Below are 26,802 nucleotides of genomic sequence, written 5' to 3'. Positions count from 1 at the left end.
CGCTTTTTTGTTTACACTGCCCGTCAGTCTTTACTGCGACCCCCCTGCGATCGTGCGGATGAGTGCCGCGCGATGCAATACGACATTGATGAGGAGCGATCATGAAAGCCATCGAAATCCGTGAATACGGCGGCCCTGAAGTCCTGCAGGAAACCCAGCGTCCCGATCCGGAGCCCAAGGCTGGAGAGATCCTGATTCGCGTGGCAGCGGCCGGCATCAACCGTCCCGACGTGTTCCAGCGAACCGGCAACTATCCGGTGCCGCCGGGCGCGTCGGACCTGCCGGGCCTGGAAGTGGCGGGCGTGGTCGTGGGTGGTGACCTGTCGAATCCGGCGAACCGCTTTGGCCTGAAGGCCGGCGACCGGGTTTGCGCGCTGGTGCAGGGCGGCGGTTACGCCGAGCTGTGCACGGCACCGATCGAGCAATGCCTGCCGGTGCCGGAAGGCCTGAGCGATATCGAGGCAGCGGCGCTGCCCGAGACCTTCTTCACGGTGTGGAGCAATGTGTTCGACCGTGGCCGGCTTGGCAAGGGCCCGCGCGGCGCGGCGGAAACGCTGCTGATCCAGGGCGGCTCGAGCGGCATCGGTACCACGGCCATCCAGATCGCCAAGGCCATGGGCTTCAAGGTGTTCGTCACCGCCGGCAGCGACGACAAATGCAAGGCGTGCGAGGAGCTGGGCGCCGATCGTGCAATCAACTACAAGACGCAGGATTTCGCGGCCGAAGTGAAGGCGCTGACGGAAGGCAAGGGCGTCGACGTGATTCTCGACATGGTGGCCGGCTCTTACCTGGCGCGCGAGCTGTCGTGCATTGCCGATGATGGCCGCATCGTCATCATCGCGCTGCTGGGCGGCGGCAAGGCCGAGATTCCGCTGGGCGACATCCTGCGCCGCCGTATCACGATCACGGGGTCGACGCTGCGTCCGCGTCCGGCATCGTTCAAGGGCGCGATTGCGCAGGCGTTGCATCAGAACGTCTGGCCGCTGCTGGCGTCGGGCAAGATCAAGCCGGTGATCTACAAGGTGTTCCCGGCCGCCCAGGCCGCCGATGCCCATCGTCTGATGGAATCGAGCGAGCACACCGGCAAGATCGTGCTGACCTGGTAATTTGGTTCGCTCGGTTGCGGTTGCGCCATCACCCGCGCAATTGTGGGCCGATGACCACTGGACGTCTGCAATTGTCCGCCACGCGCTGGCGGCACCCCCTTGACCACGCTACAATAGCCGGTTTGATTTAAAGAGGGGACCCTTGTGAGACAAAAGCTGGTCATCGGCAATTGGAAGATGCATGGCAGCCTTGCCGCCAACGCGGCCCTGCTGGAAGGCATCAAGGCAGCGCCGGCCAAGGCAAAACTGGCTGTTTGCGCACCGTTCCCCTATCTTGCCCAGTGCCAGTCGCTGCTCACCGGAACCCAGGTGGCGTGGGGCGCCCAGGACACCTCGGCCGAGGTCAAGGGTGCATTCACCGGCGAAGTCGCTGCCCCGATGCTGGCCGAATTCGGCTGTGCCTATGTGCTGGTCGGGCATTCGGAGCGCCGTACGTACCACGCTGAAACCGACGCGACGGTGGCCGCCAAGGCGCTGCGCGCGCTGGAGTCGGGCCTGGTCCCCGTGGTCTGCGTCGGCGAGACGCTGGCCGAACGTGAGGCTGGTCAGACCGAAGCCGTGGTGGGTCGCCAGTTGCAAGCTGTGCTCGACGCGCTGTCTATCGAGCAGCTTGATCGAATTGTTCTGGCCTATGAGCCCGTGTGGGCCATCGGTACCGGCAAGACGGCTACGAGCGAGCAGGCCCAGGCCGTGCACGCCGCGCTGCGCGTGCAAGTGGCCGGCAAGAATGCGGATGTGGCCCAACGCATGGCCATCCTGTACGGCGGCAGCGTGAAGCCCGACAATGCGGCCGAACTGTTTTCCATGTCCGACATCGACGGGGGGCTCATTGGCGGCGCCTCGCTGAAGGCGGATGATTTCCTCGCGATCGGCAACGCCTGAATGCCGGATGCGACTGTCTGATCAGGCAAGTACGAAACGAATTTAACCAAATGGCAATTTTCAAGACTCTGTTGGTCGTCGTGCAGGTTCTGTCCGCGCTTGGCGTGATCGGCCTCGTCCTGCTGCAGCATGGCAAAGGTGCCGACGTTGGCGCCGCGTTCGGGTCCGGTGCATCGGGCAGCCTGTTCGGTGCCTCGGGCTCGGCGAACTTTCTCTCGCGCACCACGGCTGTTCTGGCGGCGCTGTTCTTCGCTTGCACGCTGGGCCTGACGTTGCTGGGCAACTACAAGCCGCAGGCTTCGCTGGGTGTCATGGGCGCAGCCCAGCAACCCCAGGCAGCATCGGCTTCGGCGCCGGCAGCATCCGCACCGGCAGCTGCTGCCGCGTCGGCTCCGGCCGCGCCTGCTGTACCGAAGTAAGCTTTGGCATCTGCGCAATAATCGAACAGTGTGTTCGCGGATTCCTGATTTAATTTGTAGTTGTGCATTGAACAAATCAGGAATCATGCGTTAGAATGCAGGGCTTGAAACGATTCCCCAGCGCGGGGCGAAAGCCAAAGGAGAAATCTCCGAGGCAACGCTTCGTAGGGTGTAAAAACCCGGCGCAAGGCAATATTGTTTCTCCCCCAGCCGACGTGGTGAAATTGGTAGACACGCTATCTTGAGGGGGTAGTGGCGAAAGCTGTGCGAGTTCGAGTCTCGCCGTCGGCACCAAACAATTGATCGGAAGTCAATGTCGCATCCATGTCATGCATGGGCTGCAGCATTGGCTCTCCGGCAGTCCGCAAGGCGGCGCCGTAGCTATGACGGGATGGCGCCTGGGGTGGGCAACAGGTCGCCGCTAGCTGGTGCTGTTGACAACATTCCAGATAAGGCTGGCCGTACCTTGACTCTCGAAGCCTACTTCCCCGTCCTCATCTTCATCCTCTTTGGCATCGTGCTCGGTGTAGCGCTGATGTCCATTGGCAGGATTCTCGGTCCCAACAAGCCTGACGCAGCGAAGCTGTCGCCGTACGAGTGCGGCTTCGAGGCATTCGAGGATGCGCGCATGAAGTTCGACGTGCGCTATTACCTCATCGCCATCCTCTTTATCCTGTTCGATCTCGAAACTGCCTTCCTGTTTCCCTGGGGCGTTGCCCTCAAGGACATCGGTTGGCCGGGATTCATCGCCATGGGCGTGTTTCTGCTGGAATTCATCGTGGGCTTCGTCTACATCTGGAAAAAGGGCGCGCTCGATTGGGAGTGATGTGAAATGGCAATCGAAGGCGTTCTCAACGAAGGCTTTGTCACGACAACCGCTGACAAGCTGATCAACTGGACCCGTACGGGTTCCCTGTGGCCCATGACGTTTGGTCTGGCCTGCTGTGCAGTGGAAATGATGCACGCCGGCGCAGCACGTTATGACATGGACCGTTTTGGCGTGATTTTCCGTCCGTCGCCGCGTCAGTCCGACGTGATGATCGTGGCCGGTACGCTGTGCAACAAGATGGCCCCCGCGCTGCGCAAGGTCTATGACCAGATGGCGGAACCGCGTTGGGTGATCTCGATGGGTTCGTGCGCGAATGGCGGCGGCTACTACCACTACTCGTATTCGGTAGTGCGTGGCTGCGACCGCATCGTGCCGGTCGACATCTATGTTCCGGGCTGCCCGCCGACGGCGGAAGCGCTGATCTACGGCGTGATCCAACTGCAGAACAAGATCAAGCGTACCAACACCATCGCGCGCAAGGGCTGACATGGCGAACCTCGATACCCTCAAGGCCGCCCTCGAGAAAGTTCTGGGCAAGCGCGTGCAGAACCTGACCGAGGCCACTGGCGAACTGACGCTGGTCGTCAAGGCCGCCGACTCGCTTGACGTTGCACGCCTGCTGCGCGACGACCCGTCGCTGCATTTCGAACAGGCCATCGACGTCTGTGGCGTGGATTATTCCGACTATGCCGAAGGCGCCTGGGCCGGCCTGCGTTTTGCCGCCGTGACCCATCTGCTGTCGGTCAAGCACAACTGGCGTCTGCGCCTGCGCGTGTTCGCGCCGGACGACGACCTGCCCGTGGTGCCGTCGCTGATCGACATCTGGAGTTCGGTGAACTGGTTCGAGCGCGAAGCGTTCGACTTCTATGGCATCGTTTTCGAAGGCCACCCGGACCTGCGCCGCATCCTGACCGACTACGGTTTCGTCGGCCATCCGTTCCGCAAGGACTTCCCGGTTTCGGGCTACGTGGAAATGCGCTACGACCCCGAGCAGAAGCGGGTCATCTACCAGCCGGTGACGATCGAGCCGCGCGAAATCACGCCGCGCGTGATTCGCGAGGATAACTACGGCGGCACGAAGCACTGAGAACGGCGTCATGGCAGATATCAAGAACTACACCCTCAACTTCGGTCCCCAACACCCTGCAGCCCACGGCGTGCTCCGCCTGGTGCTGGAGCTGGACGGCGAAGTCATCCAGCGTGCCGACCCCCACATCGGCCTGCTGCACCGTGCCACGGAAAAGCTGGCCGAGCAGAAGAGCTGGATCCAGAACGTTCCCTACATGGATCGTCTCGACTACGTGTCGATGATGTCCAACGAACACGCGTACGTGATGGCGATCGAGAAGATGGTCGGCATCGAGGTGCCGATCCGCGCCCAGTACATCCGCGTGATGTTCGACGAAATCACCCGCCTGCTGAACCACCTGATGTGGATCGGCGCCCACGCACTGGACGTTGGCGCGATGGCGGTGTTCCTGTACGCGTTCCGTGAACGCGAGGACATGTTCGACATGTACGAGGCGGTGTCGGGCGCGCGCATGCACGCGGCTTACTACCGTCCGGGTGGCGTCTATCGCGACCTGCCGGACACGATGCCGCAGTACCGTGCGTCGAAGATCCACAACGAGCGCGCCATCAAGGTCATGAACGAAGCACGTTCGGGCTCGCTGCTGGACTTCATCGAAGACTTCACGAATCGTTTTCCGACGTACGTGGATGAATATGAGACGCTGCTGACCGATAACCGTATCTGGAAGCAACGTCTTGTCGATATCGGCGTGGTCAGCCCCGAGCGCGCGCTGCAGCTTGGTTTCACCGGTCCGATGCTGCGTGGTTCGGGCATCGAGTGGGACCTGCGCAAGAAGCAGCCGTACGAGGTGTACGACCAGCTCGACTTCGACATTCCGGTTGGCACGGCTGGCGACTGCTACTCGCGCTACCTGGTGCGTGTGGAAGAAATGCGCCAGTCGAATCGCATCATCAAGCAGTGTATCGACTGGCTGCGCCGCAACCCGGGTCCGGTGATCACCGAGAACCACAAGGTGGCACCGCCGTCGCGCGTGAACATGAAGTCGAACATGGAAGAGCTGATTCACCATTTCAAGCTCTTCACGGAAGGCATCCACGTGCCGCCGGGCGAGGCGTATGCCGCGGTGGAACACCCGAAGGGCGAGTTCGGTATCTACGCGATCTCGGACGGTGCGAACAAGCCGTACCGCCTGAAGATCCGTGCGCCGGGTTATGCCCACCTGGCCGCGCTGGACGAAATGGCGCGCGGACACATGATTGCGGATGCGGTCACGATCATCGGTACGCAGGACATCGTGTTCGGCGAGATCGACCGCTAAGGGTTACCTCAGGTAACCCGTTACAGGCCGTTGCCCGGACGACGATCCGGGCGTGTTCGGCCGGCCCCGGCGGTAACGGTGGCGGCAGGTGCTTCTTGCCTGCGACGGATTGGTTAGGAATGCGCTGGAGCGTTCCGGACCGGCAGAACATGGCAGCGACGGCTGCAAACCAGTGAAGCCACGCATCAAGGCGGGGCTTCGCCGTATTACTGCAATGACCATGCTATCAGCAGAAGCTCTCAAGGAAATCGATCGCGCGATCGCGAAGTATCCGACCGACCAGAAGCAGTCGGCCGTGATGGCGGCACTCGCCGTGGCACAGGGCGAGGTGGGCTGGGTTTCCCCCGAAGTCATGCAGTTCGTCGCCAGCTACCTGGAAATGCCGCCCGTGTGGGTGGAAGAGGTGGCCACGTTCTACAACATGTATGACACCAAGCCGGTGGGCAAGTACAAGCTCACCGTCTGCACCAACCTGCCGTGCGCACTGTCGGGCGGCGAGCGGGCTGGCGAATACCTGAAGCGCAAGCTCGGGATCGACTACAACGAAACCACCGCCGACGGCTGCTTTACCCTCAAAGAGGGCGAGTGCATGGGCGCTTGCGGCGACGCACCGGTGATGATCGTCAACAACACCCGCATGTGCAGCTTCATGAGCGACGACAAGCTCGACGCCCTCGTCGAAGAGCTCAAGTCCGAAGCCGCCGCCAAGGGGGACAAGTAACATGACCTCTCTGCACGACCGTCACATCAAGCCGCTGATCCTGGCCGGCCTGGACGGCAAGAACTGGCACCTCGAGGACTACGTCAAGCGTGGCGGCTATGCGCAGCTGCGTCGTATCCTCGAACAGAAGGTACCGCCCGAGCAGGTGATTGCCGACGTCAAGGCCTCGGGCCTGCGTGGCCGCGGTGGCGCGGGTTTCCCCACCGGCCTGAAGTGGAGCTTCATGCCGCGTACGTTCCCGGGCCAGAAGTACCTGGTCTGCAACACCGACGAAGGTGAGCCGGGTACGTTCAAGGATCGCGACATCATTCGCTACAACCCGCACTCGCTGATCGAAGGCATGGCGATTGGTGCGTATGCGATGGGCATCACCGTGGGCTACAACTACATCCACGGCGAAATCTGGAACGAGTACAAGGTCTTCGAGGAAGCCCTCGAGGAAGCGCGTGCGGCCGGATTCCTGGGTGACAACATCCTGGGTTCGGGCTTCGACTTCCAGTTGCATGCCCACCATGGCTACGGCGCCTATATCTGCGGCGAGGAAACCGCGCTGCTGGAATCGCTGGAAGGCAAGAAGGGCCAGCCGCGTTTCAAGCCGCCTTTCCCGGCCAGCTTCGGCCTGTACGGCAAGCCGACCACGATCAACAACACCGAGACGTTTGCCGCGGTGCCGTTCCTGCTGGCCGTTGGCCCCGAGGAATACCTGAAGATCGGCAAGCCGAACAACGGCGGCACCAAGATCTTCTCGATCTCGGGTGACGTCGAGCGTCCGGGCAACTACGAAATTCCGCTGGGCACGCCGTTCTCCACGCTGCTGGAGCTGGCGGGCGGCATGCGCGGTGGCAAGGCGCTCAAGGCCGTGATCCCGGGTGGATCGTCGGCGCCGGTGGTGCCGGCCGACCTGATGATGGCGTCGACCATGGACTACGACTCGATCGCCAAGGCCGGCTCGATGCTGGGCTCGGGCGCCGTGATCGTCATGGACGAGACGCGCTGCATGGTGCGGTCGCTGCTGCGCCTGTCGTATTTCTACTTTGAAGAATCGTGCGGCCAGTGCACGCCGTGCCGTGAAGGCACCGGCTGGCTCTATCGCATGGTGAATCGTATTGAACACGGAGAAGGCCGCCAGGAAGACCTGGACCTGCTCAATAACGTCGCGGAAAACATCATGGGTCGCACGATTTGCGCACTCGGCGATGCCGCGGCGATGCCGGTACGCGGCATGCTCAAGCACTACTGGAAAGAGTTCGAATATCACGTCGAACACAAGCAGTGCATGGTCCCGGCCCATTCCTGAAGCGTGGCAGAACATGGTTGAACTCGAGATCGACGGCAAGAAGGTAGAGGTTGCGGAAGGCAGCCTCGTGATGGAAGCGGCCAGCAAGCTGGGCACCTACATCCCGCACTTCTGCTACCACCGCAAACTGTCCATCGCGGCGAACTGCCGCATGTGTCTGGTCGAAGTGGAAAAGGCGCCCAAGGCGCTGCCCGCATGCGCCACCCCGGTGACGCCCGGCATGAAGGTCTTCACGAACTCTGAAAAGGCCGTCAAGGCCCAGAAGTCCGTGATGGAATTCCTGCTGATCAACCACCCGCTCGACTGCCCGATCTGCGATCAGGGCGGCGAATGCCAGCTGCAGGATCTGGCGGTGGGCTACGGTGCATCGGAATCGCGCTACAAGGAAGAAAAGCGCGTGGTGTTCCACAAGAACGTGGGCCCGCTGATCTCCATGGAGGAGATGACGCGCTGCATCCACTGCACCCGCTGCGTGCGCTTTGGCCAGGAAGTGGCCGGCGTGATGGAGCTGGGCATGCTGAACCGCGGCGAGCACTCGGAAATCACGACGTTCGTCGGCCAGACCGTGGATTCGGAACTGTCCGGCAACATGATCGACCTGTGCCCGGTCGGCGCGCTGACCAGCAAGCCGTTCCGCTACTCGGCCCGTACGTGGGAACTGGGACGCCGCAAGTCGGTGTCGCCGCACGACGGCGTGGGCGCCAACCTCGTGGTCCAGACCAAGAACCAGCGCGTGATGCGCGTGGTGCCGCTGGAAAACGAAGACGTCAACGAGTGCTGGATCTCGGACAAGGACCGCTTCTCGTACGAAGGCCTGAACAGCGCCGACCGCCTGACCCGCCCGATGCTCAAGCAGGGTGGCGAATGGATGGAAACGGACTGGCAGACCGCGCTGGAATACGTGGCCAACGGCCTGGCAAGCATCAAGCGCGACCATGGCGCCGACCAGATCGCCGCTATCGCCAGCCCTCACAGCACGCTGGAAGAAATGTTCCTGCTGGGCAACCTGGTACGTGGCCTGGGTAGCGACAACATCGACTTCCGCCTGCGCCAGACCGATTTCTCGGCTGCCCTGAAGGGTGCGCCGTGGCTGGGCATGCCGGTCGCCGACGTGACCACGCTGCAACGCGCGCTGGTGATTGGCGCATCGCTGCGCAAGGATCAGCCGCTGCTGGCATCGCGCCTGCGTCAAGCTGTGAAGAAGGGTGCCCGCGTGGCCGTGATCGGTGCCGGCGGTGAAGACCTGCTGATGCCGGTTGCCGCACGTATCGACGTGGCCCCGTCGGGCTGGACCGCCGCGCTGGCTGGTGTAGCGCGCGCCGTGGCCGCCGCCAAGGGCGTGGCCGCTCCGGCTGGTACCGATGGCTTTGACGGTGGCGACGCCGCGAAGTCGGTGGCCGATGCGCTGCTGTCGGGTGAGCGCCGTGCGGTGTTCCTCGGCAACGAGGCCGTGCGTCATCCGCAATTCTCGGCGCTGCACGCGCTGGCACAGTGGATCGCCACGGAAACGGGCGCCACGCTGGGCTTCCTGACCGAAGCGGCCAACACCGTCGGCGGCTACATTGCCGGCGCGCTGCCGCAGAAGGGTGGTGCCAATGCGCAAGCCATGTTCGATGCGCCGCGCCGCGCTTACGTCGTGCTGAACGCCGAAGTCGAGTTCGATACCGCCAATGCACGCCAGGCCGTGGCCGCGCTGCAGCAGGCCGGTACCGTTGTCGTGCTGTCGCCGTTCCGTTCGGAAGCCGCCATGCAATACGCGGACGTGATCCTGCCGATCACGCCGTTCACCGAAACCGCCGGTACGTTCGTCAATGCCGAGGGCCGTGCCCAGAGCTTCAACGGCGTGGTGCGTGCACTGGGTGAATCGCGTCCGGGCTGGAAGGTCCTGCGCGTGCTGGGCAACCTGCTGGATGTGCCAGGCTTCGATTTCGATACGGCCGAGGCCGTGCGCGATGCGGCGCTGGTCAAGCTGGCTCCGGAAGCGCTCGACAACGCGACCGACGCCGCGATCCGCGTGACGGCTGCTGCCGCCAACGGTATCGAGCGTATCGCCGATGTGCCGATCTACCACGCTGATCCGATCGTGCGCCGTGCCGATTCGCTGCAGCTGACCGCGGCCTCGCGCCGTGCGATGCAGGTGGCGCTGTCGGCCGAGCTGTTCGACAAGCTCGGTGTGCAGGCTGGCGATCCGGTGCGCGTGACGCAGGACGGTGCAAGCGTGGTGCTGCCCGCGGCGCTGGAAAAGACGCTGCCGGCCAACACCGTGCGCGTGCCGGCCGCTACCGTGGCTGCTGCAACGCTGGGCGCGCTGTTCGGTACCGTCACCGTTGAGAAAGCCATCGACCTGTCGGCCGGCCAGAACACCGCCGCCACGGCCACCGTATAAGAAGAGCGAGATAGCAACATGATCGATCTCATTACCTCGCAGGGCCAGGCCATCTTCGGCAGCGCTTGGACGCTGATCTGGATCCTGATCCGTGCCGTGGTCATTGTGGTGCCGGTGCTGCTGTGCGTGGCCTACCTGATTCTGTGGGAACGCAAGCTGATTGGCTGGATGCACGTGCGTATCGGCCCGAACCGGGTGGGTCCGCTGGGCCTGCTGCAGCCGATTGCCGACGTGCTGAAGCTGCTGCTCAAGGAAGTGATGTTCCCGTCGCAGGTCAACAAGGTCATGTACCTGGTTGCGCCGCTGATGGTGCTGGTGCCGGCCGTGGCCGTGTGGGCGGTGATCCCGTTCCAGGCCGAAGTGGTGATGGCCAACGTCAACGCGGGTCTGCTCTACGTGATGGCCATCAGCTCGGTGGGCGTCTATGGCGTGATCCTGGCAGGCTGGGCGTCGAACTCGAAGTACGCGTTCATCGGTGCGATGCGCGCCGCCGCGCAGATGGTGTCGTACGAAATCGCGATGGGCTTCGCGCTGGTCACCGTGCTGATGGTGGCGGGCAGCCTGAACCTGTCGCAGATCGTGATCAGCCAGAACACCGGCTACTTCGCGGACATGGGCATCAACATCCTGTCGTGGAACTGGCTGCCGCTGCTGCCGATGTTCGCCGTGTACTTCATCTCGGGCGTGGCTGAAACGAACCGCCACCCGTTCGACGTGGTGGAAGGCGAATCGGAAATCGTGGCCGGTCACATGATCGAATACTCGGGCATGACGTTCGCGCTGTTCTTCCTGGCCGAGTACATCAACATGATCATCATCTCGACGATGACCTCGCTGATGTTCCTGGGAGGCTGGGCGCCGCCGTTCTCGAGCGTGCTCACGAACTGGATCCCGGGCTTCTTCTGGCTGGTGATCAAGGTATTCCTGCTGCTGTCGGTGTTCATCTGGATTCGAGCTTCGTTCCCGCGTTACCGCTATGACCAGATCATGCGTCTGGGCTGGAAGATCTTCATCCCGCTGACCGTGGCTTGGCTGATCATTGTGGCGATCTGGATCAAGTCGCCTTGGAACATCTGGCACTAAGAGGCCAGGCGATGGTGCGCCGCCCAGTGGGGCAGGGCGCACCGCGCTGAAATACTTAGGACGCAATCGTCATGCTGCTCGCCATCAAGGACTTTTTCAACAGCCTGCTCCTGAAGGAACTCTTCAAGGGCATGGCACTGACCGGCCGCTATCTCTTCGCCCGGAAGGTGACTGTCCAGTTCCCGGAAGAGAAGACGCCGATGTCGCCGCGATTCCGCGGCCTGCACGCACTGCGCCGCTACCCCAATGGGGAAGAGCGTTGCATCGCATGCAAGCTGTGCGAAGCGGTGTGCCCGGCCCTGGCCATCACGATCGAGTCGGATGTACGTGACGACGGCACCCGCCGCACCACGCGCTACGACATCGACCTGACCAAGTGCATTTTCTGCGGCTTCTGCGAAGAAGCCTGCCCGGTCGACGCCATCGTCGAAACGCACATTCTCGAGTACCACGGCGAGAAGCGCGGCGACCTGTACTTCACCAAGGACATGCTGCTGGCAGTGGGCGACCGCTACGAGCCGCAGATCGCCGCGGCCAAGGCTGCGGACGCGAAGTACCGCTAAGCCGGCAGGACGGGCGAGGCACGGTGTGCCGGACCCGACAATGAATTTGACGTGCCCCGCAGGGGCACAACCAAGAGAAGCAAACCGCTGCCGATGCGCGGGCCGCCCCCTGAAGGGCAGTCCGGGCTGGCGCGGCCCAAAGAGGATCCGATAGGGACCATGGAACTCACGACAGCCATCTTCTACGCCTTCGCCCTGGTGCTGGTGCTCTCCGCACTGAAAGTCATCACGGCGAAGAACCCGGTGCATTCCGCACTGTTCCTCGTCCTGGCGTTCTTCACCGCCGCGGCGATCTGGATGATCCTGAAGGCCGAGTTCCTCGCCATCCTGCTCGTGCTGGTCTACGTGGGCGCCGTGATGGTGCTGTTCCTGTTCGTGGTGATGATGATCGATATCGACATCGAGCACCTGCGCCGCGACTTCTGGACATACGTGCCGATGGCTTCGATCGTCGGTGCGCTGATCATTGCCGAAATGGCGATCGTGCTGGTGCGCAACTTCATCGGCACCACCAACGCCGTGCTGCCGCCGGGCGCGCAGGATCCGAACTACTCGAATACCGCCGCGCTGGGCAAGCTGATCTACACCGACTATGTGTACGCGTTCGAAGTGGCCGGCATCATCCTGCTGGTGGCCATTGTTGCCGCCGTGGCCCTGACGCTGCGCCGCCGCAAGGACGTGAAGGCACAGGACGTGGGTGCCCAGCTGCGCGTACGCCGCGAAGATCGCGTGCGCATGGTAAAGATGCCGGCCGAACGCCGGGCCGAAGCGGATGCCACGGGCACCGCCAACAAGAACTAAGCCCGGAGAACCCGCTGTGCTGTCTCTCGCTCACTTTCTCGTCCTCGGTGCCATCCTTTTCGCGATCAGCATCGTTGGCATCTTCCTGAACCGCAAGAACGTCATCGTGCTGCTGATGGCGCTCGAACTGATGCTGCTTGCGGTGAACATGAATTTCGTCGCCTTCTCGCACTACATGGGCGATCTGGCCGGACAGGTTTTCGTTTTCTTCATCCTCACGGTGGCCGCCGCCGAGTCGGCTATCGGTCTGGCAATTCTGGTCGTGCTGTTCCGAAACCTGGACACGATCAACGTGGACGACATGGATACCCTCAAGGGCTGACATGCACGCACACGACATGAACCAAGACCGCATCCCGACCGCATACCACTAAGCGTCCTATGGCAACCACGCTCAACCCCAACCTGCTGCTGGCGATTCCGCTGGCACCGCTCGCCGGTGCCGCGATAGCCGGTCTGTTCGGTACCAAGTTCTTCGGCACGTTTTCCTCGGAGTCGCGCGGCGGCCGGGCCGTGGCGCACACCTCCACGATCCTGGGCGTTGCCATTGCATTCGTCCTGTCGGTGATGGTGCTGCTCGACGTGATCGACGGCGCCGGCTACAACGCCACCGTGTACGAATGGATGGCCCTCGGATCGCTGAAGATGGAAGTCGGCTTCCTGGTCGATTCGCTGACGGCGATGATGATGGTCGTAGTGACCTTCGTCTCCCTGATGGTGCACATCTACACCGTCGGCTACATGGACGGAGACCCCGGCTACAACCGGTTCTTCGCCTACATCTCGCTCTTCACCTTCTCGATGCTGATGCTGGTGATGAGCAACAACTTCCTGCAGCTGTTCTTCGGCTGGGAAGCCGTGGGCCTGGTCTCGTACCTGCTGATCGGCTTCTGGTACACGCGTCCGACCGCGATCTTCGCCAACCTGAAGGCGTTCCTGGTCAACCGCGTGGGCGACTTCGGCTTCATCCTCGGCATCGGCCTGCTGCTGGCATACGCCGGCAGCATGAACTACACGGACGTGTTCGCCCAGCGCGATCAACTGGCGACCGTGCTGTTCCCGGGTACCGACTGGCTGATGATCACCGTGGCCTGCATCTGCCTGTTCATCGGCGCGATGGGCAAGTCGGCGCAGTTCCCGCTGCACGTCTGGCTGCCTGATTCGATGGAAGGCCCGACCCCGATCTCGGCACTGATCCACGCGGCAACCATGGTGACCGCCGGCATCTTCATGGTGGCGCGCATGTCGCCGCTGTTCGAACTGTCGGACACCGCGCTGTCGTTCGTGCTGGTCATCGGCGCGATCACCGCGCTGTTCATGGGCTTCCTGGGCATCATCCAGAACGACATCAAGCGCGTGGTGGCGTATTCCACGCTGTCGCAGCTGGGCTACATGACCGTCGCACTGGGCGCTTCCGCCTACTCGGTGGCCGTGTTCCACCTGATGACGCACGCGTTCTTCAAGGCACTGCTGTTCCTGGGCGCCGGTTCGGTCATCATCGGCATGCACCACGACCAGGACATCCGCAACATGGGCGGCCTGCGCAAGTACATGCCCATCACGTGGATCACGTCGCTGGTGGGTTCGCTGGCGCTGATCGGTACGCCGTTCTTCTCCGGCTTCTACTCGAAGGACTCGATCATCGAGGCGGTGGCCGAGTCGCACCTGGCCGGTTCGGGCTTCGCATACTTCGCGGTGCTGGCTGGTGTGTTCGTGACCGCCTTCTACTCGTTCCGCATGTACTTCCTGGTGTTCCACGGTGAAGAGCGTTTCGGCAAGGCCCACGCTCACGACGACCACCACGACCACCATGACGAGGAAGACGCGCACGGCGACGACCATCATCATGGCCTGGCTCCTGGCCAGAAGCCGCACGAGTCGCCGTGGGTGGTGACGCTGCCGCTGGTGCTGCTGGCCATCCCGTCGGTGATCATCGGTGCCATCGCGATCGAGCCGATGCTGTTCGGCGAGTTCTTCAAGCACGGCATCGCGTTCAAGGACGTGATCTTCGTCGGCGAGAACCACCACGCGATGAAGGAACTGGAAGAGGCGTTCCACGGCTGGGTACCGATGGCGATCCATTCGCTGACGACCCCGGTGCTGTGGCTGGCCATTGCCGGTGTGGTGCTGTCGTGGTTCTTCTACATGAAGCGCCCGGACATTCCTGCCGCCATCAAGCAACGCTTCTCGGGTATCTACACGCTGCTGGACAACAAGTACTACATGGACGCGATCAACCAGGCCGTGTTTGCACGCGGTGCGCGTCTGCTGGGTACGGGTCTGTGGAAGGGCGGTGACCAGAGCTTCATCGACGGCCTGTTCGTCAACGGTTCGGCTCGTGTGGTGGCGTCGTTCGCCGCGGCCAGCCGTTACCTGCAGTCCGGCTATATCTACCATTACGCTTTTGCGATGATCATCGGCATGCTGGTGCTTTTGACGCTGACGATCACTGGCGTGATAGGCACCAAGTGATAGGCACCGAGTAAGGAAAACAAACAAATGGTTCTGTCTCTCGCAATCTGGCTGCCTATCTTCTTCGGCCTGCTGGTATTGATGTTCGGTTCCGACCGCAGCAAGTGCTTCGTGCGCTGGATGTCGCTGTTCGGCGCCATCGCCAGCTTCGTCGTGACGCTGCCGCTGGTGTTCCACTTCGATACGTCGACGGCTGCAATGCAGTTCGTCGTGCAGGCGCCGTGGATCGAGCGCTTCAACATCGCCTATCACCTGGGCGTCGACGGCATCTCGATGTGGTTCGTCGTGCTGACCGCGTTCATCACCGTGATCGTCGTGATCTCGGCCTGGGAAGTGATCACCGAGCGCGTGGCCGAATACATGGCCGCGTTCCTGATCCTGTCGGGCCTGATGGTCGGCGTGTTCTGCGCGCTGGACGGCATGCTGTTCTACGTGTTCTTCGAAGCCACGCTGATCCCGATGTACATCATCATCGGTGTCTGGGGTGGTCCGAACCGCGTGTATGCCGCGTTCAAGTTCTTCCTCTACACGCTGCTGGGCTCGCTGCTGACGCTGGTTGCCCTGCTGTACCTGTACAACAAGACCGGTACGTTCGACATCCTGAGCTGGCACCAGGCCAAGCTCACGTTTGAAGAACAGATCCTGATCTTCCTGGCGTTCTTCATGGCCTTTGCCGTGAAGGTGCCGATGTGGCCGGTGCACACCTGGCTGCCCGACGCCCACGTGGAAGCACCGACCGGTGGTTCCGTCGTGCTGGCCGCGATCATGCTGAAGCTGGGTGCCTATGGCTTCCTGCGTTTCTCGCTGCCGATCGCGCCGGACGCCAGCCACTACATGGCCCCGTTCATCATCACGATCTCGCTGGTCGCGGTGATCTACATCGGCCTGGTGGCGCTGGTGCAGTCCGACATGAAGAAGCTGGTGGCGTATTCGTCGATCGCCCACATGGGTTTCGTGACGCTGGGCTTCTTCATCTTCAACGACCTCGGCGTGGAAGGCGGCATCATCCAGATGATCTCGCACGGCTTCGTGTCGGGTGCCATGTTCCTTGGCATCGGCGTGCTGTATGACCGCGTGCACTCGCGCCAGATCGCCGATTACGGCGGTGTGGTGAACGTGATGCCGAGGTTCGCTGCGTTCTCGGTGTTCTTCGCCATGGCCAACTGCGGCCTGCCGGCTACCTCGGGTTTCGTCGGCGAGTTCATGGTCATCCTGGCATCGGTCAAGTTCAATTTCTGGATTGGCCTGCTGGCTGCCACGGCCCTGATCCTGGGCGCAGCGTACTCGCTGTGGATGGTCAAGCGCGTGATCTTTGGCGACATCGTGCACCAGCATGTGCGCGAACTGGTGGACCTGAACAAGCGTGAATTCCTGATGTTCGGTCTGCTGGCCATCCTGACGCTGTACATGGGTCTGTACCCGAAACCCTTCACCGATGTGATGCACGCCTCGGTGGTGAACCTGCTGTCCCACGTGGCACAGTCCAAGCTGTAAGCGGGGGAGAGAAATATCATGCAATCGTCCTCTAGCCTGGCCCCGGTGGCGCCAATCATTTTCCTGGCGGTCGCCATCGCGGCGATCAACTGGATCGACTTAGCGCGCGGCAAGGGCCGCACCAGCGTGGCGTACCCGTTGTCGCTGATCACCACGCTGGTCCTGACTTTCTGGTTCGCGCTGGATGCGGCCAACGGTGAAACGCACTATGTGTTCGCCAACCTGGTCGTGGTGGACCCGATGGCCAACGTGCTGTCGGCGTTCTGCTCGCTGGGCATGTTCCTGACGCTGATCTACACGCGTACCTACCTCGGTGCGCGCGACATGTTCGCCGGCGAGTTCTACATGCTCGCGCTGTTCACGCTCGGCGGCCAGCTCGTGATGATCACCGGCAACAACTTCCTGACCCTGTACCTGGGCCTGGAACTGCTGTCGCTGTCGTCGTACGCACTGGTGGCACTGCGCCGCGAGTCGCGCGTGACGTCGGAATCGGCCATCAAGTACTTCGTGCTGGGTGCGCTGGCTTCGGGCTTCCTGCTCTACGGCATGTCGATGATGTACGGCGCAACGGGTTCGCTGAACCTGGGTGAAGTCTTCCGCGTGGTGGAGTCGGGCCGCGTCAACATGACGATGCTGGCCTTCGGCGTGGTGTTCATCGTGGCGGGCGTGTCGTTCAAGCTCGGCGCCGCACCGTTCCACATGTGGATTCCGGACATCTACCAGGGCTCGCCGACCGCGGTGACGCTGCTGATCGCCGCCGGCCCGAAGGTTGCCGCGTTCGCGCTGATCATGCGCCTGCTGGTGGAAGGTCTGCTGCCGCTGGCTACCGACTGGCAGATGATGCTGGTGGTGCTGTCGATCATCTCGCTGGCAATCGGCAACCTGACCGCAATCGTCCAGACGAACCTGAAGCGGATGCTGGCGTACTCGACCATCTCGCACATGGGCTTTATCCTGCTGGGCCTGGTGTCCGGCGTGGTGGCGAACAAGGCGGATGGCGCAGCCAATGCGTACAGCGCGTCGATGTTCTACTCGATCACGTACATGCTGACCACGCTCGGCACGTTCGGCCTGATCCTGATCCGCACGCGCAAGGGCTTCGAGGCCGAAACGCTGGACGACCTGAAGGGCATGTCGCGCCGTCATCCGTGGTTTGCGCTGCTGATGCTGGTGATGATGTTCTCGATGGCCGGCATTCCGCCGACCGTCGGCTTCTACGCCAAGCTGGCCGTGCTGTCGGCTGTGGTCAAGGCCGGCATGAGCTGGCTGGCCGTGGTGGCGGTGGTGTTCTCGCTGATTGGCGCGTTCTACTACCTGCGCATCGTGAAGCTGATGTACTTCGACGCACCGACCGGAGAAGAGCCGCTGGAAGCGTCGGCGGGCGTGCGCTCGATCCTGAGCCTGAATGGCCTGGCCGTGATCCTGCTGGGTCTGTTCCCGGCGGCGCTCATGAACCTGTGCTACGAGGCCATTCGCGCCACGTTGGCGTCGTAACGTAACAAGGTGACGTCATGAGTTCCTCGGCGGGCGGTTGGTTTGTCATCCTGCTGGCACTGGTCTGTGCCAACCTCCCGTTCGTCAACCAGCGCCTGTTCGCGGCGGTGGGCCTGAAGTGGGCCCGCAAGCCGCTGTGGCTGCGCGTGGGGGAACTGTTCGTCTGGTATGTGGTGGCCGGTGTGGCCGGTTTTGCGGTGGAAGCGAGCCTCGGCAACGCCTTCCCGCAGGGCTGGCAGTTCTACGCCATCACTGCCTGCATGATGCTGGTGTTTGCCTTCCCGGGCTTCACCTGGCAATACCTGGTCAAACATCGCACGGCCTGAGGGCTTGCCCGCTCCGGTGCCGTCGCATACCCGGAGCGTTCATGACCGACAAGACTTCTTCCGCGTCGCCCCAGACTTCTGACGTCTCGGACGACCATCTCCGCGAAACGCCGGTTGCATCGGCCACCATCCATCGCGGCAAATTCCTCACGCTCAAGCAAGACATCGTCCGCCTGCCCGACGGCAAGCAGACGGGACGCGAGTACGTGCTGCATCCGGGCGCGGTCATGATGATTCCGCTGTTCGACGACGGCACGGTGCTGATGGAGCGTCAGTTCCGTTATCCGGTGGGCGAGGTGATGCTCGAATTCCCGGCCGGCAAGCTCGATCCGCAGGAAGGCGCGCAACGTTGCGGCGAGCGCGAGTTGCTGGAAGAAACCGGCTACACCGCCAAGCGCTGGGACTACCTGACGCGCATCCACCCGGTGATTTCCTATTCGACCGAGTTCATCGACCTGTTCCTGGCCCGTGACCTGACGGCCGGCGAGTCGAAGCTCGACGACGGCGAGTTCCTGGAGACGTTCATCACGCCGGTGGGGCAGGTGATCGACTGGGTGCGGCAAGGCCGCATTACCGATGTGAAGACGATCATCGGCGCGTTCTGGCTTGAAAAGATCGTCTCGGGAACATGGCAGCCGGGCGAGCAGGCCGAGCCGCCGTTTCCGGTGACGCGGGTCGCCGGCTGACCGGCTTTCCCGCTTCAGTCGTGGCAATTGCTGTCCTTGCAGTGTCACATTGAAACAAGGAATTTCTCTTCATAGCATGGGTATGGCCTTGGGCTTCGCAATGCCTGACGGCAGATTGTGGGCGCGCCGCAGTTGGCGCGCCGCGAATCAAAGGAGGCACCCATGCTACGCAGGACGATTTCCGGATTTGCATCGCTCGCCGCCGCGGCACTGATTTCGCTGTTGCCGGCCCCGGCACACGCGACGCCGTCAGATTATGCGAGTACCCAGTACCCCATCATTCTCGTCCACGGAGGATTGGGGACTTCGCAGTATCTCAGTCTCGCCAATTATTTCTACGGCATTCCAGAGGACCTCGCGAACAACGGCGCGGAAGTCTACGTCGTGCAGCTCAGCGCGGTGAATGGCGAGGGGCCCGACCGGCGCGGTGGACAACTGGTCCAGTGGATGCAGGACTTCATGGTCGTGAATGGTCCGACCAAGTTCAACCTGATCGGCCACAGCATGGGCGGCCTGAGCTCGCGCTATGCGGCCACCGTGCTGCCGAACAACGTGGTGTCCGTGACCACGATCGGTACGCCGCACAAAGGCATGGAGCTGTTCGATTTCTCGGGCGAGCAACCCTATGCGGTCCAGGTGACACTCAGCCTGGTGTTCAACCTGATCGGGTACGCGATCGATCTCACGTCCGGCCAGCCTTTGCCGCAGGATGCGCTGGCCGCGCAGCAGCAGCTTTCGACCGAAGGCTCGGCGCAATACAACGCGATGTATCCCAGCGCCGGGTTGCCCGCGACTTGCAGCTCACCGACTGGCGAGTCCGAGGTCCGGAATGGCCAGACGCAGCTGTTGTACTCATGGATGGGCAATGCGTCGGGCACGAACGTGCTGGATCCATCCGATCTGGTGTTCGTTCCGGTCGGGCAGCTCATCGTGTCGCGCGGTGGCGGCAGCAATGACGGATTCGTGTCGGTATGCAGCGCGCGCTTCGGCAAGGAGCTGGGCATCTATGCCTGGAACCACTTCGACGAGGTGAACCAGATTCTCGGCTTGCGCGGCCTGTGGTCGGCCGACCCGGTCGCAGTCATCCGGCAGCATGTCAACCGTCTGAAACTGGCCGGCCTGTGAACCGTATCGGCAGGGGGTGGGTGGCGGTGGCGGCGGTCATTGCCGCCGCCACCATTTTTGCCTACCGGCAAACCGATGAAGCGACGCCCGATAAGGTGGCGCGTTCCGGCGTCGGCGTTCCGGCACGGATCGAGGCGGCAGGGAATGTTCCGGGCCGAGACGACGGCGCAGCCCGCAGCGACACCAACGCACCTGATGGGCTCCAGATCGATGCGAAAGGGCGGCTGCGTGTCACGCGGCAAACGCGGGACCTGTTCGAATACTTCCTCGCCAGTCTTCCAAAGCCGGATCGTGAACGGCAGATTGCTAGGCTGAACGACCACATCGTCAAGACGCTGGCGCAATCCGCGCCGCTCGCGCGTGACCAGGCGCTGGACCTGGCCAGGCGTTTCGTGTCCTACATGGATGCCCACGACGCGCTGCTGAAGTCGTACGGCTTTGCCCGCCATCCCAACGTGTCGAATGCCGAAGAGCTGCCCCGGATCGCGGAGTTCCTGCGCAAGCGTTCCGACATGCGGCGCGAGTATCTGGGAGACGAGGTCGCCCGTATTTGGTACGGCGACGACGAAGACCGCGAACAGCGGATGCTTGCCAGCCTCCAGGCCGGCCAGGGCGCACGGGCGGAGCCGGCTCCCCTGCCGCGTGCGCAGGCGCTGACGCAGCAGTTTCAGGCCCTGCGCGAAAAAGGGGCCAGCCCCGCCGCATTGCGCGAATTCCTGCGCGCCAATGTCGGAGAAGATGCGGTGCGGAGCTTCGATGCACAGCGCAGCGACGACGCGCTGTGGGCCGGCAAGTACGCCAGCTATCGTGCCGATGTGGCGTCGGTCGCCATCCATGGCGGACTCGATGCCGCCGAGACCCAGCGGCAACTCGAAGCCATCCGGAAGCAGCATTTTCCCGATGCCGGCGATGCGGCGCGTGCTGCAATGCAGGACGCCAACCCCTCGCCGCCGGCCTCGGCGCCGCAGGGCAGGTAGCGTCCGAATCCTGTAAGCTTGCATCCGCCTCGGGGCGGGGTTTTCCCTCGGTTTGACGGGGCTTGGCGCCGCCGGCATGGGAATTGTGTTTCGCACGTATCCTGCCAGGCGAAAAACGGTCCGAAAAAAATTAGCACGACCGTTCACAAAATTTCGATTCACGGCTAACATTGCCCGACGGGCTGGAAAGATCATGAAGGTGCTCGACCTGCGCTGTGCGCATGACCATCGTTTCGAGGGCTGGTTTGCTTCGGAGGAAGATGCGCAGTCGCAGATTTCACGCGATCTCGTCCAATGTCCGGTTTGTGGCGACCATGCGGTCAGCCGCCTGCCCAGCGCGCCGCGCCTGAATCTTTCAGGCGCCACCGCAAAGCCGGCGCCGACGCAGCGCCGCGATGGCGAACCAGGTAACGCCGAAGCGCAGCAGATGATGCAGGCGCTGCAGGCGCACTACCTGAAGGCCGTGCGGCAGGTGCTGGCACAGACCGAGGACGTGGGCGAGCGCTTCGTCGAGGAAGCACGGCGCATGCATTACGAGGAGGCGCCCGAACGCGGTATCCGCGGTTCGGCCACCGCCGAGGACGTGCAGGCGCTGGCCGACGAGGGCATCGACACCTTTCCGCTCATCGTGCCGGACGCTTTGAAGCAGACGGCCCACTGAACAAGCATCCTGTGCCCGGTTTTACCAGCGCAGCGATGCGCAGGTAAAACAATCGGCCGGCGCCCGCCGGCACCACCACTGGAGACGGGCATGGATCTCAACTACTCGGCGGCCGACGACGCCTTCCGTCAGGAAGTGCGCAGCTGGCTCGAAGCCAACCTGCCGGCGGAAATCCGCGAAAAGGTTCTCAACCACCGCCGCCCCAACCGCGACGACCTGGTGCGCTGGCACAAGACGCTGGCCGGCAAGGGCTGGTCGGCCCCGCACTGGCCGGTCGAGTTCGGCGGCACGGGCTGGAACGCCACGCAACGCCATATCTGGGACGAGGAAAATGCCCGCGTCGGCGCGCCCGGCGTGCTGCCGTTCGGCGTGGCGATGGTTGCCCCCGTGATCATGAAGTACGGCAATGCCGAGCAGAAGTCGTACTACCTGCCGCGTATCCTCGATTGCACCGATTGGTGGTGTCAGGGCTATTCGGAGCCGGGTTCGGGTTCGGACCTCGCGTCGCTGAAGACCCGCGCCGAACTGACGTCGGACGGCAAGCACTACATCGTGAACGGCCAGAAGACCTGGACCACGCTGGGCCAGCATGCCGACATGATCTTCTGCCTGGTCCGTACCGATCCGGAAGCCAAGAAGCAGGAAGGCATCTCGTTCCTGCTGATCGACATGAAGACGCCGGGTATCACCGTGCGCCCGATCATCATGCTCGACGAAGAGCATGAAGTGAACGAAGTCTTCTTCGACAACGTGCAGGTGCCGGTGGAAAACCGCGTGGGCGAGGAAAACCGCGGCTGGACGTACGCCAAGTACCTGCTCGGCCACGAGCGTACCGGCATTGCCCGCGTGGGCGCGTCCAAGCGCGAACTGGGCTTCCTGAAGCGCGTGGCGCGCCAGCAGCAGAAGAACGGCAAGCCGCTGCTGGAAGATCCGGTGTTCGGCGCCAAGGTGGCCGCACTGGAAATCGAACTGATGGCACTCGAGATCACCGTGCTGCGCGTGGTGTCGAGCGAGGCGGCTGGCAAGGGCCCCGGCCCGGAGGCATCGATGCTCAAGATCAAGGGCACCGAGATCCAGCAGCTGCTGACCGAACTGATGGTGGAGGCCGTGGGCCCGTACGCCCAGCCGTTCGACACGCCGTACCTCGAGTGCGAGACCGAGCACGCCGTGACCGGCTACGACGACGCCGCGCCGCTGGCCGCGTTCTACTTCAACTACCGCAAGACGTCGATCTACGGTGGTTCCAACGAAATTCAGAAGAACATCATCAGCCAGATGATTCTGGGGCTGTGAGGAGACACGCAACATGAACTTCAATCTCGGCGACGAACAGAAACAATTGGCCGACGCGATCCGTCGCTTTGTCGAAAAGAGCTACGACTTCGAGTCGCGCAAGAAGAACATCAAGACCGATGCCGGCTACGGCGCGCAAGCCTGGGGCGCCCTGGTGGAGCTGGGCCTGACCGCGCTGCCGGTGCCGGAAGCGCAGGGCGGCTTCTCGGGCACGGCCGTCGACATGATGGTGGTGCAGGAGCAACTGGGCCGCGGCCTGGTCGTGGAACCGTACTTCGCCACCGTGGTGGCCGCGCATGCACTGAAGGTGGCCGGTGGCCAGGAAGCGCTGCTGGAGCAGGTGGCTGGCGGCGAAGTGAAGCTGGCCACGGCGTTCAACGAGCCGCAGGCTCGCTATGAACTGAACAACGTGACCGTGACGGCCAAGGGCGGCAAGCTCAACGGCCGCAAGGTGGTGGTGATCCACGGCGCCCAGGCTGACAAGCTCGTGGTGTCGGCGCGCACCAGCAGCGGCCAGTCGGACCGTGACGGCATCTCGCTGTTTGTGGTCGACACGAACGGCGCTGGCGTTACCGTCAAGGACTACCGCACGATCGACAACCTGCGCGCCGCCGACGTGACGTTTGCCGACGCACCGGCCACGCTGCTGGGCACCGAAGGCAAGGGTTTCGACGTGGTGGAAGCCACGGCTGACTACGCCGCCGTGCTGCTGTGCGCCGAGGCCGTGGGCGTGATGGACACGCTGAACGCCGCCACGCTCGAGTACGCGAAGACGCGCCAGCAGTTCGGCGTGCCCATCGCGCGCTTCCAGGCGCTGCAGCATCGCATGGTCGAGATGTTCATCCACGCCGAGCAGTCGCGTTCGATCACGCTGCTGGCCGCAGCGCGCTTCGAGGAAGCGTCGCCGGAAGAGCGTCGCCGCTACGTGTCGGCCGCCAAGGCGCGCGTGGGCCAGGCAGCCCGCTCGGTGGGCCAGGAGGCCGTGCAGATCCACGGCGGCATGGGTGTGACCGACGAACTGCCGGCCGCGCACATGTTCAAGCGGCTGACGCTGATCAACACGACGTTCGGCGACGTGGACCATCACCTGGGCCGTTTCGCCAGCCAGCCGGGCTTCCAGGAAGCCGCCTGACGATCAAGTCTGACCTGAACCGCGCCGGTGACCCCGAGCGCGGTTTTTTGCTTTGGAGCCCCCGATGTCCAACAAGATGTATTTCGAAGACTATGTGGTCGGCAGCGAGATTCCGCTGGGCAGCTACCACGTCACCGAAGAGGAAATCCTGGCGTTTGCGCGCCAGTACGACCCGCAGCCGTTCCATATCGACAAGGCGGCGGCTGAGACCAGCATCTACGGCGGACTGATCTCCAGCGGCTGGATGACCTGCGGCATCATGATGCGGCTGCTGGTACAGTCAATGGGCGACCGCTCGACCAGCATGGGTTCGCCGGGCGTGGACGAGGTGCGCTGGATCAAGCCGGTCTACGCAGGCGACACGCTGACCGCCGTGCTGAAGATCCTGGAAACCCGCCCGTCCACGTCCAAGCCCGACCGCGGCGTGGTGCTGACGCAATGGGTGGGCACGAACCAGAAGGGCGAAGTGGTCTGCACGGTCAAGGGCATGGGCATGTACAAGCGGCGGCCGGCGTAGTTGTCTGGCCAAATGTTTTGTTGAATTTCGCCCCTCTCCCGCCTTGCGGGAGAGGGGCGCAAGAAAAAAACCTCTCCCACCGCGCGGGAGAGGGAAGCAAGTCAAGAACACCCCTCGCCAATAAAGCAAAGGAGACAAGCCCTATGCGCACCATCGCATCGCTGGAAGAACTGGAGTCCCTCCAGGGGCAGGAAGTTGCCGTCAGCGACTGGTCCGAGATCACGCAGCAGCAGGTCAACCAGTTTGCCGAGGCGACTGGCGATCATCAGTGGATCCACGTCGACGTGGAGCGCGCCAAGCGGGAATCGCCGTTCGGCGCCCCGATCGCGCACGGATTCCTGACGCTGTCGCTGTTGCCGAAGTTCATGCACGAGGCCATCCATATGGAAGGCGTGAAGATGGGCGTCAACTACGGCCTGAACCGCGTGCGATTCACCTCGCCGGTGCCGGTCGGCAGCCGGCTGCGCGCCCGCGTGAAGCTGCTGAAGGTGGAGCGGCTTGATCCGCTGCCGAACGGACTGACCGGTGCGCAATCGACCTGGGAAGTCACGATCGAGCGCGAGGGCAGCGACCGTCCGGTCTGCGTGGCGGAATCGATCAGCCGCCGCTACTCGTAGCCGCGCGCGTAGCGTGAGAAAGAGGGGCCGCGAGAACGCGGCCCCTTTGCTTTGTCCAGAAGAATCGCATCGGCAGATATGTTCACGGCGTGATCTGTTTCCTTTGCGCGACATCAAAAACATTGTCCGATTAAAAGAACAGTGTTTCTGTTCCGTTTGGGTTTACCCGCAATGTTGCGTTGCGGTACATTCGCGCCCACGATGTTTTAAGTAATGCGATATCCGCTCGGAGACCGTTCTTGCTGCGCTGGCGAGGTGGTCAAAAGCAGGCGGAAATCGCGTGGGCATCGTGACACAACGCTCGTCCCGGTGGCTGCTCCGAACCGGGACCGATCGCAGTTCAGGCAGTCGGTTACCTCAGCGCACGCTTTCCGCCTCAGGCGATTCGCGCACGCAGTCGTTCAGTTGCTGTCCAGCCGCGCTCACGGCGTTGCCCGGCCGCATGGTCCGCCGGCGCTTGCTCGCCCCATCAAAGCACGCGCCAGCTTTGGACACGTCCCCGGTTTTTCCCAGCCCAGCCAGCCCGTTGCCCCGTGCAGCAGGCGGCGGTGCCACGCTTGTGCACAGGCGTGGCGCAACCAGACCGTCGTGACATGAAGACACCAACAATGCCGCGCCTGACGCGGTACCTGCCTTGCCTTGGCCTGCTCCTGCTGGCCGGCTGCGACTTTGCGCTGATGAACCCGAAAGGGCAGGTCGGCGTGGATATCAAGGGCATCATCCTGATCGCCACCTGGCTGATGCTGCTGGTCGTGGTACCAGTGATCGTACTGATCGTCGTGTTCGCGTGGAAATACCGCGCCAGCAACAAGGCTGCCACCTACGACCCCGACTGGTCGCACTCGACCAAGATCGAAGTGGTGGTCTGGCTGATTCCCTGCCTGATCATCATCGCGCTGGGCATCATCACCTGGAAGTCGTCGCACGATCTCGACCCCTACAAGCCGCTGGAATCGAACGTCAAGCCGGTGCAGGTCGAAGCCGTGGCGATGAACTGGAAGTGGCTGTTCATCTATCCGGAACTGAAGATCGCGACGGTCAACCAGCTCGCGCTGCCGGTGAACACCCCGGTGAATTTCAAGATCACGTCGGATTCGATCATGAATTCGTTCTTCATCCCCCAACTGGGCAGCCAGGTGTACGCCATGGCCGGGATGGAGACCAAGCTGCACCTCATCGCCAACGAAGCCGGCACGTATGACGGCATGTCCGCCAACTACAGCGGCGGCGGCTTCTCGGGCATGAAGTTCAAGACCATCGCCATGACGAACTTCGAGTTCGACAAGTGGGTGGAACAGGTGCGCGCGTCCAGCAAGCAACTGGCCTCGGAGGACTACAAGGTCCTGGCGAAGCCGAGCGAGGCAGATCCGGTGACGTACTTCGGCAAGGTTGAAGACGGACTGTTCACGGGTGTCCTGCACCAATACATGGGCCACGACGGCCGCGCCATGGCCCGCGAGGGTTTCGATGGCGGCCCGGTCTGCACGTCGCGTAATACGCTCGGCGAAGAGCGTGTATCCATGGCCACGCCGGCCAAGCCGGCCGTGGGCGCGCAAATCTAGGAGCAATG

Annotated in this window: 27 protein-coding genes and 1 tRNA gene; all 28 read left to right on the top strand. The window is 62.8% G+C overall.

What is annotated here, in order from left to right; genetic code table 11:
- Nucleotides 1–101 precede the first annotated feature (101 nt).
- Nucleotides 102–1,106, top strand: a complete 1,005-nt coding sequence (locus MFF62_RS02405; protein ID WP_238259366.1) for an NAD(P)H-quinone oxidoreductase — start codon at nucleotides 102–104, stop codon at nucleotides 1,104–1,106.
- A 144-nt stretch (nucleotides 1,107–1,250) separates the two neighbouring features.
- Nucleotides 1,251–1,988 (top strand): triose-phosphate isomerase, encoded by a 738-nt coding sequence (tpiA, locus tag MFF62_RS02400; RefSeq protein ID WP_283205300.1) that lies wholly within the window; start codon nucleotides 1,251–1,253, stop codon nucleotides 1,986–1,988.
- Nucleotides 1,989–2,038: 50 nt separating this feature from the next.
- Nucleotides 2,039–2,407, top strand: a complete 369-nt coding sequence (gene secG / locus MFF62_RS02395) for a preprotein translocase subunit SecG (RefSeq protein ID WP_238259364.1) — start codon at nucleotides 2,039–2,041, stop codon at nucleotides 2,405–2,407.
- Between the two features lie 209 nt (nucleotides 2,408–2,616).
- Nucleotides 2,617–2,701, top strand: a tRNA-Leu gene (locus MFF62_RS02390).
- 172 nt (nucleotides 2,702–2,873) lie between these two features.
- Complete coding sequence (locus MFF62_RS02385; RefSeq protein WP_124684872.1) at nucleotides 2,874–3,233, top strand: NADH-quinone oxidoreductase subunit A; 360 nt, start codon at nucleotides 2,874–2,876, stop codon at nucleotides 3,231–3,233.
- A 6-nt stretch (nucleotides 3,234–3,239) separates the two neighbouring features.
- Nucleotides 3,240–3,722, top strand: a complete 483-nt coding sequence (locus MFF62_RS02380; RefSeq protein ID WP_008643342.1) for a NuoB/complex I 20 kDa subunit family protein — start codon at nucleotides 3,240–3,242, stop codon at nucleotides 3,720–3,722.
- Nucleotide 3,723: 1 nt separating this feature from the next.
- Nucleotides 3,724–4,323: an NADH-quinone oxidoreductase subunit C gene (locus MFF62_RS02375; protein WP_238259352.1), complete on the top strand. Its 600-nt coding sequence runs from the start codon at nucleotides 3,724–3,726 to the stop codon at nucleotides 4,321–4,323.
- A 10-nt stretch (nucleotides 4,324–4,333) separates the two neighbouring features.
- The gene (locus MFF62_RS02370; protein WP_238259349.1) at nucleotides 4,334–5,587 is read left to right on the top strand and encodes an NADH-quinone oxidoreductase subunit D; all 1,254 of its coding nucleotides are present in this window, start codon (nucleotides 4,334–4,336) and stop codon (nucleotides 5,585–5,587) included.
- A 220-nt stretch (nucleotides 5,588–5,807) separates the two neighbouring features.
- Nucleotides 5,808–6,308 carry an NADH-quinone oxidoreductase subunit NuoE gene (gene nuoE / locus MFF62_RS02365; RefSeq protein WP_238260119.1) on the top strand — a complete coding sequence of 167 codons (501 nt, stop codon included), beginning with the start codon at nucleotides 5,808–5,810 and terminating at the stop codon, nucleotides 6,306–6,308.
- A 1-nt stretch (nucleotide 6,309) separates the two neighbouring features.
- Nucleotides 6,310–7,605 (top strand): NADH-quinone oxidoreductase subunit NuoF, encoded by a 1,296-nt coding sequence (gene nuoF / locus MFF62_RS02360; RefSeq protein WP_238259348.1) that lies wholly within the window; start codon nucleotides 6,310–6,312, stop codon nucleotides 7,603–7,605.
- A gap of 13 nt (nucleotides 7,606–7,618) precedes the next feature.
- Nucleotides 7,619–9,991 (top strand): NADH-quinone oxidoreductase subunit NuoG, encoded by a 2,373-nt coding sequence (gene nuoG / locus MFF62_RS02355; protein WP_238259345.1) that lies wholly within the window; start codon nucleotides 7,619–7,621, stop codon nucleotides 9,989–9,991.
- 18 nt (nucleotides 9,992–10,009) lie between these two features.
- Entirely contained in the window at nucleotides 10,010–11,074 is a 1,065-nt protein-coding gene (gene nuoH / locus MFF62_RS02350; RefSeq protein ID WP_238259343.1) for an NADH-quinone oxidoreductase subunit NuoH, read from the top strand.
- 71 nt (nucleotides 11,075–11,145) lie between these two features.
- On the top strand, nucleotides 11,146–11,637 hold the full coding sequence (gene nuoI, locus MFF62_RS02345; protein WP_238259333.1) for an NADH-quinone oxidoreductase subunit NuoI: 492 nt from the start codon (nucleotides 11,146–11,148) through the stop codon (nucleotides 11,635–11,637).
- 159 nt (nucleotides 11,638–11,796) lie between these two features.
- Nucleotides 11,797–12,438 (top strand): NADH-quinone oxidoreductase subunit J, encoded by a 642-nt coding sequence (locus MFF62_RS02340; protein ID WP_238259331.1) that lies wholly within the window; start codon nucleotides 11,797–11,799, stop codon nucleotides 12,436–12,438.
- Nucleotides 12,439–12,454: 16 nt separating this feature from the next.
- Nucleotides 12,455–12,760, top strand: coding sequence for an NADH-quinone oxidoreductase subunit NuoK (gene nuoK, locus MFF62_RS02335; protein WP_029050842.1), 306 nt, complete (start codon nucleotides 12,455–12,457; stop codon nucleotides 12,758–12,760).
- A 59-nt stretch (nucleotides 12,761–12,819) separates the two neighbouring features.
- Nucleotides 12,820–14,910, top strand: a complete 2,091-nt coding sequence (nuoL, locus tag MFF62_RS02330) for an NADH-quinone oxidoreductase subunit L (protein WP_238259329.1) — start codon at nucleotides 12,820–12,822, stop codon at nucleotides 14,908–14,910.
- 27 nt (nucleotides 14,911–14,937) lie between these two features.
- A complete protein-coding gene (locus tag MFF62_RS02325; protein WP_238259327.1) occupies nucleotides 14,938–16,404 on the top strand; it encodes an NADH-quinone oxidoreductase subunit M in 1,467 nt (488 codons plus the stop codon).
- Between the two features lie 18 nt (nucleotides 16,405–16,422).
- The gene (nuoN, locus tag MFF62_RS02320; protein WP_238259325.1) at nucleotides 16,423–17,898 is read left to right on the top strand and encodes an NADH-quinone oxidoreductase subunit NuoN; all 1,476 of its coding nucleotides are present in this window, start codon (nucleotides 16,423–16,425) and stop codon (nucleotides 17,896–17,898) included.
- 17 nt (nucleotides 17,899–17,915) lie between these two features.
- Nucleotides 17,916–18,224 (top strand): DUF2818 family protein, encoded by a 309-nt coding sequence (locus MFF62_RS02315; RefSeq protein WP_238259323.1) that lies wholly within the window; start codon nucleotides 17,916–17,918, stop codon nucleotides 18,222–18,224.
- A 41-nt stretch (nucleotides 18,225–18,265) separates the two neighbouring features.
- Nucleotides 18,266–18,910 (top strand): NUDIX domain-containing protein, encoded by a 645-nt coding sequence (locus MFF62_RS02310; RefSeq protein ID WP_238259321.1) that lies wholly within the window; start codon nucleotides 18,266–18,268, stop codon nucleotides 18,908–18,910.
- A 162-nt stretch (nucleotides 18,911–19,072) separates the two neighbouring features.
- Nucleotides 19,073–20,035, top strand: coding sequence for an esterase/lipase family protein (locus MFF62_RS02305; protein WP_238259319.1), 963 nt, complete (start codon nucleotides 19,073–19,075; stop codon nucleotides 20,033–20,035).
- Nucleotides 20,032–21,012: a lipase secretion chaperone gene (locus MFF62_RS02300; protein ID WP_238259317.1), complete on the top strand. Its 981-nt coding sequence runs from the start codon at nucleotides 20,032–20,034 to the stop codon at nucleotides 21,010–21,012. Before MFF62_RS02305 ends, MFF62_RS02300 begins: the two co-directional genes overlap by 4 nt.
- A 193-nt stretch (nucleotides 21,013–21,205) precedes the next feature.
- Complete coding sequence (locus MFF62_RS02295) at nucleotides 21,206–21,673, top strand: DUF1178 family protein (RefSeq protein WP_238259315.1); 468 nt, start codon at nucleotides 21,206–21,208, stop codon at nucleotides 21,671–21,673.
- Nucleotides 21,674–21,763: 90 nt separating this feature from the next.
- Nucleotides 21,764–22,966 (top strand): acyl-CoA dehydrogenase family protein, encoded by a 1,203-nt coding sequence (locus MFF62_RS02290; RefSeq protein WP_238259313.1) that lies wholly within the window; start codon nucleotides 21,764–21,766, stop codon nucleotides 22,964–22,966.
- A gap of 13 nt (nucleotides 22,967–22,979) precedes the next feature.
- Nucleotides 22,980–24,098 (top strand): acyl-CoA dehydrogenase family protein, encoded by a 1,119-nt coding sequence (locus tag MFF62_RS02285; protein ID WP_238259309.1) that lies wholly within the window; start codon nucleotides 22,980–22,982, stop codon nucleotides 24,096–24,098.
- A gap of 64 nt (nucleotides 24,099–24,162) precedes the next feature.
- On the top strand, nucleotides 24,163–24,615 hold the full coding sequence (locus MFF62_RS02280) for a MaoC family dehydratase (RefSeq protein WP_238259307.1): 453 nt from the start codon (nucleotides 24,163–24,165) through the stop codon (nucleotides 24,613–24,615).
- A 143-nt stretch (nucleotides 24,616–24,758) separates the two neighbouring features.
- Nucleotides 24,759–25,232, top strand: coding sequence for a MaoC family dehydratase (locus tag MFF62_RS02275; protein ID WP_238259306.1), 474 nt, complete (start codon nucleotides 24,759–24,761; stop codon nucleotides 25,230–25,232).
- Nucleotides 25,233–25,825: 593 nt separating this feature from the next.
- Nucleotides 25,826–26,794 (top strand): ubiquinol oxidase subunit II, encoded by a 969-nt coding sequence (gene cyoA / locus MFF62_RS02270; protein WP_238259304.1) that lies wholly within the window; start codon nucleotides 25,826–25,828, stop codon nucleotides 26,792–26,794.
- Nucleotides 26,795–26,802 lie beyond the last annotated feature (8 nt).

The sequence above is a fragment of the Cupriavidus pauculus genome (genome assembly GCF_022179805.1).
Classification (GTDB): Bacteria; Pseudomonadota; Gammaproteobacteria; order Burkholderiales; family Burkholderiaceae; genus Cupriavidus; species Cupriavidus pauculus_E.
The sequence above is the reverse complement of the archived record's forward strand: the minus strand, read 5'-3'. Positions and strand labels throughout refer to the sequence as shown.